Annotated in this window: 12 protein-coding genes; 5 read left to right on the plus strand and 7 right to left on the minus strand. The window is 42.4% G+C overall.

Annotated features, from left to right (window positions below; translation table 11 throughout):
- Nucleotides 1-353 precede the first annotated feature (353 nt).
- Together LQZ07_RS24655 and LQZ07_RS04355 are read left to right on the plus strand one after the other, a co-directional pair.
- A complete protein-coding gene (locus LQZ07_RS24655) occupies nt 354-671 on the plus strand; it encodes an AHH domain-containing protein (RefSeq protein ID WP_368666405.1) in 318 nt (105 codons plus the stop codon).
- 15 nt (nt 672-686) lie between these two features.
- Complete coding sequence (locus LQZ07_RS04355) at nt 687-1,265, plus strand: hypothetical protein (RefSeq protein ID WP_152786247.1); 579 nt, start codon at nt 687-689, stop codon at nt 1,263-1,265.
- 180 nt (nt 1,266-1,445) lie between these two features.
- Here LQZ07_RS04355 and LQZ07_RS04360 read toward each other — a convergent pair whose 3' ends face one another.
- A complete protein-coding gene (locus tag LQZ07_RS04360) occupies nt 1,446-1,667 on the minus strand; it encodes a hypothetical protein (protein ID WP_194164249.1) in 222 nt (73 codons plus the stop codon).
- Between the two features lie 26 nt (nt 1,668-1,693).
- Nucleotides 1,694-2,053 (minus strand): hypothetical protein, encoded by a 360-nt coding sequence (locus LQZ07_RS04365; RefSeq protein WP_194164250.1) that lies wholly within the window; start codon nt 2,051-2,053, stop codon nt 1,694-1,696.
- A 670-nt stretch (nt 2,054-2,723) separates the two neighbouring features.
- Between LQZ07_RS04365 and LQZ07_RS04375 the strand changes: the two genes are divergently transcribed.
- Both LQZ07_RS04375 and LQZ07_RS04380 read left to right on the plus strand, forming a co-directional pair.
- Nucleotides 2,724-9,155: a LamG-like jellyroll fold domain-containing protein gene (locus tag LQZ07_RS04375; protein ID WP_152786486.1), complete on the plus strand. Its 6,432-nt coding sequence runs from the start codon at nt 2,724-2,726 to the stop codon at nt 9,153-9,155.
- A gap of 16 nt (nt 9,156-9,171) precedes the next feature.
- Nucleotides 9,172-10,419 (plus strand): DUF1501 domain-containing protein, encoded by a 1,248-nt coding sequence (locus LQZ07_RS04380; RefSeq protein ID WP_152786488.1) that lies wholly within the window; start codon nt 9,172-9,174, stop codon nt 10,417-10,419.
- 109 nt (nt 10,420-10,528) lie between these two features.
- On the opposite strand, the gene LQZ07_RS04385 is transcribed toward LQZ07_RS04380, so the two are convergent.
- The 4 genes from LQZ07_RS04385 to LQZ07_RS04400 all read right to left on the minus strand — a co-directional run bounded on the left by LQZ07_RS04385 (nt 10,529) and on the right by LQZ07_RS04400 (nt 12,698).
- Nucleotides 10,529-11,104 carry an IS3 family transposase gene (locus tag LQZ07_RS04385; protein WP_249483518.1) on the minus strand — a complete coding sequence of 192 codons (576 nt, stop codon included), beginning with the start codon at nt 11,102-11,104 and terminating at the stop codon, nt 10,529-10,531.
- Complete coding sequence (locus LQZ07_RS04390) at nt 11,091-11,231, minus strand: transposase (RefSeq protein WP_194164241.1); 141 nt, start codon at nt 11,229-11,231, stop codon at nt 11,091-11,093. Before LQZ07_RS04390 ends, LQZ07_RS04385 begins: the two co-directional genes overlap by 14 nt.
- A 117-nt stretch (nt 11,232-11,348) precedes the next feature.
- Nucleotides 11,349-11,639: a transposase gene (locus tag LQZ07_RS04395; RefSeq protein ID WP_371923308.1), complete on the minus strand. Its 291-nt coding sequence runs from the start codon at nt 11,637-11,639 to the stop codon at nt 11,349-11,351.
- Nucleotides 11,640-11,807: 168 nt separating this feature from the next.
- Entirely contained in the window at nt 11,808-12,698 is an 891-nt protein-coding gene (locus LQZ07_RS04400; RefSeq protein WP_152786165.1) for an IS110 family transposase, read from the minus strand.
- Nucleotides 12,699-12,825: 127 nt separating this feature from the next.
- Between LQZ07_RS04400 and LQZ07_RS04405 the strand changes: the two genes are divergently transcribed.
- Nucleotides 12,826-13,599, plus strand: a complete 774-nt coding sequence (locus LQZ07_RS04405; RefSeq protein WP_249483520.1) for an aminoglycoside phosphotransferase family protein — start codon at nt 12,826-12,828, stop codon at nt 13,597-13,599.
- A gap of 117 nt (nt 13,600-13,716) precedes the next feature.
- Here LQZ07_RS04405 and LQZ07_RS04410 read toward each other — a convergent pair whose 3' ends face one another.
- Nucleotides 13,717-15,381, minus strand: coding sequence for a glycoside hydrolase family 19 protein (locus tag LQZ07_RS04410; protein ID WP_152786163.1), 1,665 nt, complete (start codon nt 15,379-15,381; stop codon nt 13,717-13,719).
- Between the last annotated feature and the right edge of the window lie 139 nt (nt 15,382-15,520).

Below are 15,520 nucleotides of genomic sequence, written 5' to 3' on the forward strand. Positions count from 1 at the left end.
AAGAGTTCAATCATCAAGTGGTTGAAAAAAGAGATTTAATATTATGTATCAACCACACCGCTTCTCTATCGCCCCTATGCTCGATTGGACCTACATTTAAAAGGTTTCTTATTTAATCAGACACTTACAGTTAGCTTGTATTCTAAAGGGACGATTTAGGTACATACTTTCTAAAATAGGCTCAATATCAACACCTCTCCCCAAGCTACAAGCGCGGCTTAATTAGTAAAGATGAGCTGATTTTGGCTAAACATGTTCGTTGGGAGCATAATAGTTCTCATAGTCGTCACCTTCATCAGAACATGCAACTAGCAAACTGAGGTGCAAAACCATCCAATACTGCAACTCATCATATCGTTGCATGGGATGCACCTAGAGCAGCTCGCTCTCGCCTTCGATTAGCTGCATTTGGTATTGATATAAGCCATGAAGCAAATGGTGTCTATTTACCACGTTTTGCGAAGCATACCCCAATGTCACAGATGCCTTTTTCGAAACCCCATTCAAAAACACACACTGGCCAATACTTCTTGAATGTAGAATACCTATTAGAAGAAACAATCGCAGAAGGTTTGGGAAGAAGCGAAATTATTGATACTCTTCGGGAAATTAGTGAAGAACTCGAAAGCGGTAACTTCCCACTCAGAGACGTAATATCTCGATCTGTTTAATTGGAGTGCAACTTAGTGAGTAATTTTAATCGTGTTTTCGCTGTTAGTGTTGACGCTGGTCGATTTGCGTTGCTACAGAAAACCGAATTTGAGCAAACATTACGGTCTACTGAAAAAGATCTTTATATCTTTAATGGTAGCAAAAAATTAGATCATTGGTTGCCTGTTGAAGTGGACTGGTTAGACTCTCCAGATGAAAAGTTAGAACAACCAGATATTGCAGGGTGGGGAGCAACTTGTTTTGCAATACCAGCCGACTCTTATGAGCTGTTTGTTCAAAACTTTGGTGGAGCGTGTGAGTTTTTAGCTTTAGACCTTCAGGGAGAGCCTTGGTTTGCATTGAATATTCTTGGTCAACAAGATGCTATTGATCGAGAACTCACGGAATTTAATATGCGTAACGGCCGCCCTAGCAGAGTTCGTAGGTTCAAAAAGTTAGTTTTAAATAAACTGCAAATTAGTTCCGGAGCTTTATTTAGGGTTAAAGATGCAGGTTTAGTGAGCTTTTGTACCGATGAGCCAGGTGGGCTATATGATTTAGTGCAGCGTTTTAGTTTGTCCGGTTTAAAGTTTACCGAAGTCACTTTATCTTGATAACCCACGAACATGTCTGTGGCTCATGTTCACGTTACATTTTAAGCTGATGCTTTAACTCTGCAATAGAGTTAGCTTGCGAGTCTGAAAGGCTTCCATCACTGAGTTCTTCAAACATTTTTGGAGCCTATTTAGTTGTCTCTGATGCTGCTTGGTATCTCTGAGTTGGTTAGCCTCAAACTACTTGTCAACTTGATTTTGCAGCTTCGCAATTCGTTTTTGAATTTCTAAGCCAGCGGCGGCATTTCTCTGCTCATACTGCCATTTTTCTAGCCGCTCCCCCCTGCTTAGCTCATGTGGTTTGTTGTCTCGATGGTCTATGCCTATATGAGCTAATACTGAGGTGTTGAAGGCGCTTTTTAGTATCTTTGTTCCTTGCTTTTGCTGTCGTGCTTTTAGCATTCTTCCATCAACCACTTTGCCTACAACTAGTTGTACATAATCTCCCCCCTAGAGTTTGTTTGCTCTTGCTGATGTCGAACGGTACGTATTTGAGATTGAAATGACTTCATCTCACTGGAGTTAAGCTGCAGCATTTCAGCAAACGCTTTACAGCAATCTGCCACTACGTTTTTCCATTGGCCTAAGGTCGGTCGATGTCCTTGTGGTAGGAGTAAGCAGTATTCCATGGCGTAGCTAGAAAGTGGTCTTCCACCTTTTTTATTTAGTTGTTGCTTGAGTCGAAATTGTTCACCTGCAAGAGCTATTCGCCGCGTAGTTGAAGCATTTCCGAATAAGGATAAAAGTTCTTCAGTGCAGCGGTGATTAGGGTGTTTTTGAGCCAACAAATAACGTTCTCTTGCTACAATCCTATTAAGGTCAGAACACTAGATGGTTCACAAACAGGCCGGGTACATTGACGCAAACGTATTCTGACAGCGAGCTTTTACTTGCAAAAACGGAGCAGACCATACATTTTTTAGAATAAGGTTATCCTCTTCGAGTCGCTTTAGCTTGCGCTCAAGTTCGCGGATTTTAACTTGGTCTGGTGTAAGAGGGTTGCGGATGAGAGTTTACCGTTACGCTCTTCATCGACGATTTGCTGAGCCACTTCCAATCGGAACTCAGGTGAATATGTTGGTCTTGTTCGTTTTGTCATAAATTTCCCTACCTAATAACGGTGATGATATTAGATAGGGAAATTCAGTGTGCCACTACAGTTTTTTAATCAGGTATTTAGTTAATTCTTGAGTAAGGTTTTTTAAAGCTATTGCTGTATTTTTACTGATCAAATTAATTATAAATGATGTTGTTATTATTATAATGAATCATTTATCAATTAAAGGGCTAATTGTTTGAGTTGATTGAAATTATTCAGAAATACTCGTTTTTATTAATATCTCTGAGGTAGCCTAATTAAATATTCCTTGATCTATATCAATTTCCAAATGCTGCTCTTTTTATTATTGGTTCTATAACTTTATGGATAGGTAATAAATTGGTGGCTAGGAGTGCTATATGCATAAGGGATTGCGCGTATTATTATCGGGTTTTGTTGTTTTGGGGGTATTCTCTTGTGGGGATAGCAGTGAAACGGCCTCGATTGCGTTAGAGAATGATCTAGCGTTATACCTTCCAATGGAGGGAATATCTGGGGGGCGAGTTGAAGATCTTTCCCCTTATGGTAGGCATGCCGATGTTATTGGAGAATCACTGTCTTTTGAAGAAGGTGTATCCGGTAATGCTATATCGATAAAGGATTCATCTGCATATTTAAAATCGAATTTTTCTGGGTGGGAAACAGAAGCTTTTACGGTTTCTTTTTGGTTAAAGCCTAAAACATTTGAAAATTACAATAACAATATCGGCGCTGGTTGGGGACAGTTTGCTTTTCATTTGAATAAAGGGGGGAGCTATTATACCGGAACGTCTTCAGCAACAAAGATTCTTCCTGGAAAAATTCCCAATGAGGCAAGGCTTACGCTTGATGCTTGGTCACACATCGCTGTCACCTACTACGATGAAGGTGTTTCTGTTTATTTTAATGGCGAATTTGTTATCGACCAAACAGTCGAAGTGCCTAATAGTTGGACAGATTTTTTTGTGGGCAATGCGAAGCTCACTAGTAATATAAATGGTTTGGTAGATGAGCTTCGTGTTTACGAGCGCCAACTCGATGCTTCTGAAATTAAGTGGCTGTTTGATAACCCCGGAGGTGCTCCACCAAACAATGGCGAGGGCACTGTAAGTATCACCTTCCCATCTGCTCCAGAATCAAGCGCAAACGCGGTTATCACTGGTCAACTATACGCTAATGGGAGGTATCACCCTTTCACTGGTCGTTGGGGCGAAACTGTTGAAGTGACAGGGCTAGAAAGCGGACTCTATCAATTGACCGTCAATAGTCCGCATGAGTTTATGCCAAGGTTTATGCCTCAATTATTAAACCTAGAAGACTCTAATAGTGTTGCTGTTAGCGTAGAGTTTAGGGATGCCTTACCATTAGAGCAGATATCAACACTTGCCGGAATGAGCCTAGAGATATTTAATGATGGTATTTTTCAGCCCCGTCAGATGGTTGAAGGAGACGGCGTTATTTATGTTGGTTCGTCAGCTATACCTATAGATAGCGACCCCTCTGCGGGCATGATATACGCTATTCCTCTTGATGCTCACGAGGCTAAATATATCGTAGCTTCAGGTATGGAAGAGCCTCATGGCGTTGCTTATCGAGATGGTGTTCTGTATTACTCTACGGTTGGTGGTATTTATAAAATAGATAATATCGATGAGAATTATAAACACTTACCTGAACCTGTAAAAATATACACATACCCTGCAGATGGCTCTACTTTCCCCTTAGAGGATGATTTTAGATCTTGGCATCAAAAGCACCCTATTAAGTTCAATTCTTTTGATAAAGATGATGACGCTTTATACACCGCTATAGGGATCCCTTGCAACGTATGTGTCACACCTGATGAACGTTACGGTACGTTACTTAAAATAGACCTAGATACTCAAGAGGAAACAATATTAGCGCGTGGGATTCGTAATTCCGTTGGGTTTGATTGGCATCCTGTTACAGGGAAAATATGGTTTACAGACAATAATCGTCAGGGGATGATCAATCCTGATGAAATCAATTGGGTTGATGCAGAGGGTGAGCACTTTGGAGCACCATATGTATTTGGTCGGGACACTATCGGTATTTTAGAAAGTGAAGTAGAAGATGGGCCTCTTAGCCCAATTCCTCCGGGCAGCGTATTAACGGATATTCCGCTTGAAGACATTAACCCCCAAGATTATCGAGCTCCGGCGTTTGAAGTTGAGTCAAATAGTGCGCCTCTTGGTATCCATTTTTCCCCCATTTTCCCAACCAGTATCGAAAGTAATAGCCAACTACTATATGCAACTCACGGTAATGGGCATCGAGATATTCGTCCTGCTTTAGAAGTAAGGATGATAACTGTAAATGAATTTAATCAGGTATTACATGAAAGACCGTTAGCCACTGGTTGGATGCAAAACATCGATGAAGTTGAAGATTATACCTGTTTAACAGATGCATGTATTGGTCGCCCTATGGAGTTGTTAACGCTATCCGACGGTTCCGTGCTGGTCAGTGATGATAAAGCTGATGTCATATACCAACTTAGTTATGATGACAATGACATCGGCAGTACAAGCTTAACGCTGCTCGCTCCATCTATTCCTGATGATAGCCTACGGGAGACGATGATGTCTGGAGAGCTAATTGATAGCAATGGCATCATTTGGCCTATTTATTTGTCATGGGAAAGTCCCGATCTGGTTTTCTATGGTTTAGAAGATGGAAGTTATACTTTAAAACTAAACCGTTTAGCTAATTGGCAGCCACAGCCTGCTACTCAATCGGTATCTGTTGGAGGTAGCCACGGAAGTGCATCACTCACCTGGGACTATCAACAGGATGAAGGTAGTGGGGCGTTTGTTTTTCAGGCGCCAAGCAAACCTGAGCAGATTGATAGTGAGCAGGTAAAAGTTACGCTACAAACAGAAAGCCGATTTAATAATTCAACATATACTTCTTATCAAGAAGAAGTACTTTTAAATTGGGGCGAAGTGAAAACTGTCGAGGCCCCTTTCGGTGACTATAAACTTACATTTGGTTATCAGTACGGGGGCATTCCCGAGCCTTTGACTGAAGATTTGAGCTTAACAAGTCAAGAGCCTTCACATACTGTGACGTGGGCTTTTGATGTGCATGATAATGTTGGGGATACGATGCTCAACGGACCGTGTTCTAGTTGCCATGGCCAAAACAGCGAGGGGTTAGGGACTGAAGACGTAGCGAATAAGTGGTTTGATAACGGGTTTGAGGCACTTAAAGGCTACATTGAGGGTATGCCGTTGCATTGTGATGATGTATGTTCTGACCAGGTGGGCATAGAACTATGGACAAATCGCTGGTTAGAATTTGACCCACCTCCTCTTGACGACCCTAAAGAGGGTGATGTGCCTGTTGCGAGTATCACTGAAGCGACAGTGGACGTAACCGTTATTGATCTTGCTTGGCTTTATAAAGAGGGCATGGAAGGTGTAACTAATCAGCAAGTTCAGCTCCGTTATAATGATTTAAAATGGTTAAAAGTAGAAGATGTTGATTTAGAGCAATTCTCACTGACCTTCAGTGCTGAGTATGGCGGGGAGATTGATTTAAGAATAGCCTCTTTTAATGATGATAATGAAGTTGCGTATTCAGATATAGTGACGGTAGAGGTGACAACGCTGCCAGCTAAGGACGTGTCAACAGAAGGATTAATATTACATTGGTCATTTGATACCCCAGACTATCTTATACTGACAGATGACTCCCACAATGATCGGGATGGTAATGTCTCTGAAATGATATTCAGACAAGAGGGTGGGCCTTCAGACAGTTTTGGTGGTGTGGATAGTCAGTTAGTTTCTGATTTCGGTGAGGCGGTGGAGTTAGATAAAGGTTTTACTGTTTCCTATTGGATTTACCCTCATTCAAGTCATTTACATAACCAGTACAAACTTGGTGAGGATGATTGGGGCTCATTTTTTGCGCAAGGTCGTAATGAGTCTCAAATGATCATAGGAGTCACTGGTTCTGGTAGTCGGTTCGAGACTGAAGTGGGAACGTTTATTTTGAATGAATGGCAGCACTTTGTGTATAGACGAGAGGCTGATGGGGAGGCAACTCTTTATAGAAATGGGGTCGCTATAGAAAGTGGTACGCATCGTGCTACGCCAGAGCCATTGACGAGTTTTCAATTCTTTAGAACTGAAGCTGACTTAGACGAAGTTAGGGTTTATACCCGCGCGCTTAGTCATTCAGAAATACTGGCTTTGTATACAACTCCTGCAGTAGGAAAAATGCCGGAAAAAGCCATTGAGCCACCACCTGACCTTCCTCCTGGAGAAATCGGGGGTGAAGGCTTATGGGATATGCATAACTGTAGTAGTTGTCATGGCGATGATGGTAATGGCCAGGTTCCTATTCTGTCAGCATTAAGTCGCGACGATATTGAGGAATATATTGCTCGCACAATGCCACCCGCAAATATCAATGGTTGTGACATCGAATGTTCTAATGTGATGACGGAATGGATGAGGGATACATTTTTGGATCCCGATCTTCCTCCAACAGAGCCGCCTCCTGCGAGTGATTCGGCGTTGAACGTTGAAGTCCCTGATGACCGGGCGGGTCGTTTCTTTTACAAGGTTGCGCTAAATATAGCTAATCGACTTCCAACTGAAGAGGAGAAGGCGTTAATTGATGAAGAGGGGGCTAAGGTACTAAATAGCTTGGTTGACGATCTTGTTAATAGTGAGTATTTCTCGACTAGAATTATGACGATATATGATGACGCTTTACATTTCGTTGGTTTACCTAGCCCTCATGTCATGTCTCGTAACTTCTCTAGTACTCACGGCTTTTCAGATCGGGGTGATAGAGATTGGTATGCTTTAGCGGAACCTAGTGGGCCACTTCAAAATTATTTACGTGATCAAACCAAAGAGGCTATAGCTCAAGAAGCTGGTCGGCTGATAAAGCATGTTGTTGATAACAATTTGCCTTTTACTGAAATACTTACCGCGGACTATACCGTCATAAACTATTTTTCAGCTGAGCAATATGCTGTTGCCGGCAGTATGGAGTTTAATCGTTTAGATTACCCTGAATATGACGAATACCCATGGGATCCTGAAGATTATAAGGTGTTTAGATTTGGTATTGAGCATACTGGGGTACTTTCGACAGTGAGCTTCATGGGGTATTTCCCTACGACCAGTACTAACGTTAATCGGCAGCGTTCAACAGAATTTTATAAACTATTTGTTGATACCGATATTATGGGCTTTGGAGGTGACCGCCCAACAGATGAGGATTTAGCGGGAGAGAACCCGACATTAGAAAACCCTGCTTGTACAGGCTGCCATATCGTCATGGATCCCGTTGCGTCCGCTTTTAAACATTGGACGAAAGATCCTAGTGATAGTCGGGGCCCTGTATATTCGCAGGTTGTGACTCCAGATCTTTGGGATAGCTCTGGGATCTTACCGGTCGGGTTTAACGGAGAGGAAGCACCCTACTATACCGAGCAACCCCTTCGTTGGTTGGTGGAACGAGTTGTTGAAGATCCTAGATTTGCACGTTCTGTTGTGAAAGTGCTATTTGAAGGGATTACCGGTCACCCTTTACATCCACCTTTATCAAAAAATGAAGAGGAAACACAAGTACAGCATTACTACAGACAACAAATGGATATTGAAACTCTTAGTAAGTCATTTGTGAATTCGGGCTTTGATATCAGAGAATTAGCTAAAGAACTGATATTTAGCGAGTATACCTTAGGTACTGATAAGGTAGGGGGAAGTAGTCGATTGTTGTCACCTGATGATTTGAACCGTAAAGCAGAAGTGGTGCTTGGCAAACCATGGTCTCGTAGAGAAGATTATCAGTGGTTGAAATGGTCAGATCAAAAATTTGCCACTCTTTATGGCGGTGTTGACCATTATGAAGTTCTAACTCCACTCCATAACCTTAATGGGATCGGTGCTACTGTGCAAAATCAGTTCGCTCATGATATGGCGTGTCAAGCCGTTCCTTTAGACTTCTTTAGAGCGCCCGAACGAAGGTTCATGTTTGAGATGATTGAGCCTAACTTAGTTCTGACTACGGCTTTACGCTTTGATGCCTCTCTTGCTGAGCTTTCTGGGGAAGCGTCGTTAGCCAGTGGGCGTGAAAATGAATATGGTGAAGGTTACATTGTGCAGTCTAACACGTCGGGAGAAGCGTCTCGCGTTGATTGGAACGTGTCAGTAGGAGCTGAACAGGAATTTCACCTATTCATTAATTACTCCAATCAGAACAATGAAAGAAAAATGGTGCTACTAGTGAATGGTGAAGTGGTTGCCCCAAGCTTAGACTTTCCTATTACTGATAGTTGGAACGCATGGCGACAAACTGCATTGGTGAAAGTGAGCCTCAATGAAGGTGATAACACTGTTTCGCTAGTTAACGATGAAGACACGCGAGCTCCCCATATTGATTATTTAGGTTTGTATCCTATAAGTGAGTCTAGCTTGTTAACGCCTAGAAATATGCAACCACAAGCTGCGCGTACGGAGGTGGAGAGCTTAGTGAAACAAGTTATTAGTGATATGTATTATGGCCTTTATGGTGTTCCTGCTCATGCATACTCTAATGAGGTGCAAAGGGCCTATGATGTTTATTTGTATGCACTAGAAAACCTTAGCTCGGACAATAATGTAGATAGTGAATGTAGACCAGGGCAGTTTCAGGGCATGTTAGATTATGAAGATCGCGACGATGTTGAAAAGCCTTACTTAAAGGTTGACAGAGAGCACTATACCCGTGCTTGGATGGCTGTATTGACGTACTTATTAAGAGATCAGCGTTTTTACTATCATTAATTAAGGATGAGATATCATGGACAGAAGAGCATTCATTAAAGCACTAGCATTAACTGGAGTGGCCTTGAAATTCGCCCCTTTTAGTATGGCGGCAGGGAGTAGCTTAGGACAACGTAACTATATTTATATCTACGGACATGGTGGCTGGGATCCAACATCAATTTGTGATCCGAAAGGTGACATTTATTACGATGATGATGCGAATAGAGGGGTCATAAATAATTATCCTGTATCGTCGATAAAGCAAGCGGGGAATATTCGCTATGCACCTTTACTTGATCCTTCCTATACGGGGATTAATCATATGGAGGACTTTTTTAACAATCACTATGGAAATTTGAGGGTTTTCAATGGCGTTGACCACGGGACGAACAGTCACAGTATAGGAGTGTATACTTCTATGTCTGGGAGTCCTTCACCTGCTTACCCTGTGTTGCCAGCGTTTATAGCAGCAGAGTATAAAGAATTAGTGATGACGTATTACTTAGGTAGTGGGTATGGGCAAACTGGTGGCTTAGTTAATGCAACACGAATTAATAAAGTTGATGATTTATATAAGCTTGTTGAAAAGAGCCCGTATTTATCCGAAGACTTAACAGACTTCATAAATAATAAGCATGCGGAAAATATGGTTGATGTTGTTGAGGGGAGCTTACCTGGAGCAGAAAAAGAAGGCGTGTTGGAGTTTTTAGACGCACATGCTGGTAGTGATGAAATCGATTTACTATTAGATTACCTGCCAAATAACGTGTCAGATGGGACCATGGGACAGGTAGAAATCGCTGCAGCGGCTATAGCTGCAGGATTAACATGTACGGCACAAGTTCAAATCGGAGGCTTTGACACCCATGGAGATCATGATGTTCACCATAATAACGCACTCATGAGTTATTTTGAGGTGGCTAATTATATGATTTCAGAGCTTGAGCGATTGAATCTAGCGAGTAATACTACTTTGGTGTTTAGCTCGGATTTTGGTCGCACACCTTGGTATAACACCGACAATGGGAAAGATCATTGGCTTACAAGTAGTATGATGGTGTGGAGCAAGGAGATGGTAGGTAATAAAGTTATAGGGGCCACGAATAATAAGTTTTCTCCAATTCCAGTAAACCCAGAAACCTTAGAGTTAGATGAGTCATCAGGAGTTACACTCACGCCATCACATATACATAAAGCTATAAGGGATAGAGAAGGGCTTCTAGGGAGTTACAATGACAGGTTTTTTCCATTATCGGGTGAAGTATTAGATTTATTTGGTTAGCTGACTTGGGGTATGTTGTTAGGTTGATTTGTGGTGGGCACTTCTGTGTGCCACTACAATCCTCATCATCTCTCTCAGCTGTAAGGGTCAAATAAACTTGGAGACTTCTTTAGGCACTTTTTCTTAGTTTTGTTTCATATTCTACTGGTGAGATGGTTCCTAACTTATAGTGTCGCCGTTTCTGATTATAAAACGGTTCGATGTAATCGATAATATCAACTATTGCCTCACTCCTTGTCTGATAACGACGATAGTTAATTCGCTCTGATTTTAAGCTACGAAAAAAGCGTTCAGTAACGGCATTATCTAAACAGTTTCCTGCTCGACTCATACTTGAGACTAAACCATATTCATTTAATGAACGCTGAAATGCCTCACTCGTATATTGCACATCCTGATCTGAATGGAATAACACGCCAGCAGTTGGCTGCCTTTTACTTATGGCTAAACGTAATGCGCGTGTTGTTAGTTCACTGTTGGGTTTGTCCGAGAATGCCCAGCTGATCACCTTGCGTGAGCATAAATCCATAATCACCGCTAAGTACAACCAACCTTGCTGTGCGCGAATATAGGTAATATCGCCAGACCAAAACTTGTTTAAGCTTTGAGGATTAAACTGCCGATTTAAGTGATTAGGTGCAATAACCGAAGGCTTACCGCCTACAGGATATTTATGCTGCTGCAACTAGTCCCAATCGCTTCATAGACGTACGAACACGATGAAGGCCAATATCAAAGCCTAATGCTTGTAACTCATCATGCATACAGACTTTGCCATAAGTTGCATCTATATCAACATGAATTTGCTTCATCGCTGCACCAAGTTTTACACGCTCAGCACAAATAGGCTTTGGTTTGGCTCGGTAACGGTATCGATAAACAACGGCATATCTGCTGAACCTTACTTCCCGCCTTTTTCAGCTTGGCAGCTACTTGCTGCCGTTGTTCATTTCCATAGCGAAAAAGGCTGAAGCTTTTTTTAACAGTGCGTTATCACTTTTTAGCTGCTTTACTTGTTTTTCTAGTTCTTGGATGCGGATTTGCTCAGGTGTTAGTGCACTGGCTTTAGGCGTAACACCACTTTGTTCTTTTCGATATTGGCTTACCCAGCGCTGAATTGACGATAATCCAACGTTCATCGCTGCGGTTGCATCTTTGTGTTTGTAACCATGAACAATGACTAGCTCAGCACACTCTAGATGTTTAAACTTAAAGTTAATTGTTGGTGAACTTGGAGTGGATTATCTCTAAGATGACTGAGAGTGAACGAAAGAAGCTCATTGCTGCACTTAACCAATGAACTATTAGAAAAGGAGGTGCTTACTTTAAGTATTGTTCTTTTAACTAATGCGGAGCGATTACAGATAAAACCTATCTCTAATGTTTAACTAAGTGTCAACCAGACCTGTTATTGGTACTGAACTTGTCAACAGTTCGCTCTTTCGTTGGTTGTCAACACAGGTCAGAGTTGAATGATTCTTAAGTGTTTGTTTTTTATGGTCTAAATGAGGTTTGTCAACAGGTTGTCTTTGTTGTTGCATGCCGAGTTCAGCAACCAGGGTAATAGCCGATAAGAAGCGAATACCACGCAACACTGTTAGGTATTGGACTAACGAATACCAAGACCAGTCTTGGGCAATTATCTGTAGCTCTTGCTCAAGATGCTGCAGCCGCTCATAGCGCTCGGTAACAATGTTGGTGTAGTGCTGAAAGCTGAGCTTTTTAGCAGGCTCTAAGAAATGAATATCAGCCAAGTGTCGCTTGTAGGCCTCATTCCAGGCTTGCCGCCCCGAACACGGGGGACCATTGCGTAACAAGAACAGCTTTAAACGCTGCCGCGCTTGGCGACAATCGAGCATGGCATCTTCACGACAACGGATTAAATCTCGGACCGCTTCATCATCGGCATTGGGCACATGAATAGAGTGAATCAATCCTGCTCGCGCCATTCTCGCTAAAGCCATAGCATCATGCCTATCGGTTTTAACTTTATCACCGGGCGCTTTAGGGATAAGGGCGGGAGCCACTACCCAGCATTCAATGCCGTGTTTTACCAAGTGACGATACAGCCAAAATCCGCACGGCCCAGCTTCATAAACTAAACAGAGATGGGTAGCCAAGCCTTTGTATTTTTTGATAAGTTTGTTGATAGAACGAATGTTGGTGGGAATGGTGCCATGGAATACAGGCTCATCTCTCGAGTTATCAACACAATAAGCGACATCTGTGGTTTCTTTGTGAACATCTAGTCCAATGAAAAACGTGCTAGATTTAGACATGTCGATCTCCTGTTCTGTTAAGACTTTGCATCTAACAGTGTGGCTCTAGTTTGACTAACCCACGATAAACGCAGGAGGTCGGCACTTTCACCGGGGATCATTATGTCTAGTTGCATAGGGAGGTTTCGTGGAAGAATTATCAGGCGGAAGAGAATCTGCAATATATCGAGATGGTGAAGTCGTCTATCGGCCTCTTCGGTCATGGAGCTCTACAACTCATCTTATTTTGAAGCACCTTGAGCGAGCAAAGTTAGATGAAATCCCAAAGTTTTTAGGTGTTAATCAAAACCAAGAAATCTTAAGTTTTGTCGCAGGTAATACCTACAATTATCCGTTAGTTGGCGCAATCGCAACAAATGATGTACTGATATCTGCGGGTAAATTATTACGTAAAATACATGACTCAACAGTTTCACTCTTGGAGCAAATTGATGTTAATGCACACCGATGGATGTTAGAGCCGAGAGAGCCATTCGAGGTTATTTGTCATGGTGACTTTACCCCATACAATGTTGCTCTATCAGAAAATACAGTTGTTGGTGTGTTTGCCTTCGATACGGCACACCCAGCACCAAGAATATGGGATTTAGCATATTCAGTTTTTTGTTGGTCTCCTTTCAAAACTAACAGCAATGATAAGCTAGGCACAATCTCAGAGCAGGTGGCTAGAGCTAAGTTGTTCTGTGATAGTTATGGTGCAACTGAATTAGAAAGAGAGCAATTAGCTGATGCTATGGTTCAGCGATTACAGGCTTTAGTATCCTTCATGCGTAGTGAAGCCGAAAATGGCAATGAATCCTTTGCTGAAAATATAGAGCAAGGTTATCTTCAAGCCTATCTAAATGACATAAAATATCTCACTGAAAATAATCAAAAAATTCAGTGCGCATTGTGCAACTAACAAAGCATTTTAGAGCGATTCGCAACGCTTGCCGTTTTCGCTTTGCTCAAGTATAGCCAAACGTCGCTCACACCTTAATGCGGCGCAAAAAAAGCCCCTAGTAAGGGGCACAATTAATTAATGATCTTCAATAATCACAATATCAGGAAAATGGTGCTTCACACAGTTTGTGTAATCACCATCCTTCAATGCAGAGTATGGAGTCTGATAGTTAACCAATTGGCATGAATAAGACTTGCCACCAGGGTTATCTTCAACCCAACCCCAGTTTTTCTCCCAATAGATAGGCGTGGCACCTGCACCTTCCGCGTCAAATTGTTTCATGCCTTTGCAGCCCAACACTTCATCATCCGAAATAGGTGAGGTTAGATGCTCTGAAAAATGCGTGTAGTAATCAATGCGGTTTAACGATTGCGCAATCTCTTCTGAGCCCCCACACTCTACACCTCCATTAATGATGTTCGTGGTTACACCTAGACCGGGGAGCAACCCATTTTCAGTATCTCGGTCATTTGGTATCCAAGTGCCATCTATCGCGTGCAGCATTGATGGTTTAGGGGGTTGTGGCGTGACAAAGAACCAAATAGCAGATGCTAAGTTTAGCCATGTATCTGCGACCATCTCAGGGGAATCAAGTAACGTTCGCACAGTACCAAACATAGCTTCAGAAAACGGTCCATAGTTATAATTGTAACTTAGCTGCTTTGCGCCTCGACCAAAGTATGATTTATACTCTCCGTTGTCAAATGTACCACATGGCCAAGTCTGCCCCTGCCAAACATCAGGGTTACATTCTCCGTTATAACCACCACGCATATCTTCGTCCCACCCCATCTCGCGAACATGGACCAAGCCTTGGCGCCACTCTGGAACATCCCAGTGGGCGGTATGTCCACCTGTTTCTTGTGTAAAATGCGCAAACATAGTTGAAATTGATTTGCGGCAAATTTCGTCTGCATCACGACCATCATCATAATTGCCACAAAACGCAGGATATTTCGCAATAGCTTGCAAGAAGTGACGATAGGTGTACTCAGGCGAACGCTTTGGGAATAGGTGTTCCCACTCATCAGCGGTGATGAAAGACTCTACACGCTTCACATTATCAGGGTTGGAGTCTGATAATGGTACAACTGCCTCTACGATCTCATTATCTAGCGTCTGAATTGACACTTTAACTTTTTGCAGTAAAGGGTCACTCGTTAAGCTTGCCTCTTGTAAATCAAGTTCTTCTTGAGTTACAACTAGACCCTCACCTGGAGGTGTTTCTGGCTCTTCTGGCTCTTCTGGATTGTCTGGCTCTTCTGGTGGGTTATTTATTTCGTCTTCGGTTGTCGGCACCCAAGCATCAAACCATGCAGTACCCACCCCTGGTTCATATGCCCATGCTGCACCACTACACCACGGCACAGTAACACCCTCGCGACATCGGAAAAGCTCACCTAAGTTTATTACGATATCACCTCCTTCATATTCCGAGCCCTCTCTGTATTCAGGGTAATCCCCTTCAATAGGAGGGGGATTTATTCCTACCTCATCTTCAGGTTTCTCCTCTGGAACATCTCCACCGTGAGAGATGAATTGCCACGGACTATCCCATTCATTATCTACTTGATCCCCTGGTGATTGGCCTGGGTTTGCCCACCATTTAGCCTCGTAAATGTCAGAATTGTAAGACACTCGTGAGCCCGCTGGGTAATTACTTGATGGCTCATAGCGTTCAGCGCTAAACGTTGTAAACGTTACCAAGCCTAGGAAAATAGATATTATGTTTCGTTTCATTTCATTTCATTCCTTAAAATACATCAGCAACTTTTAACATCAAAGGGTGGGGCATGGGTATCTTAAGGGTATCTCTCGTAGCGTCGTTAAACTATCAAGGGATCAAAACACCTCAGTTTTTCACTATATCAAATTGAGG

Source organism: Agarivorans sp. B2Z047, from assembly GCF_023373605.1.
Taxonomy (GTDB): Bacteria; Pseudomonadota; Gammaproteobacteria; order Enterobacterales; family Celerinatantimonadaceae; genus Agarivorans; species Agarivorans albus.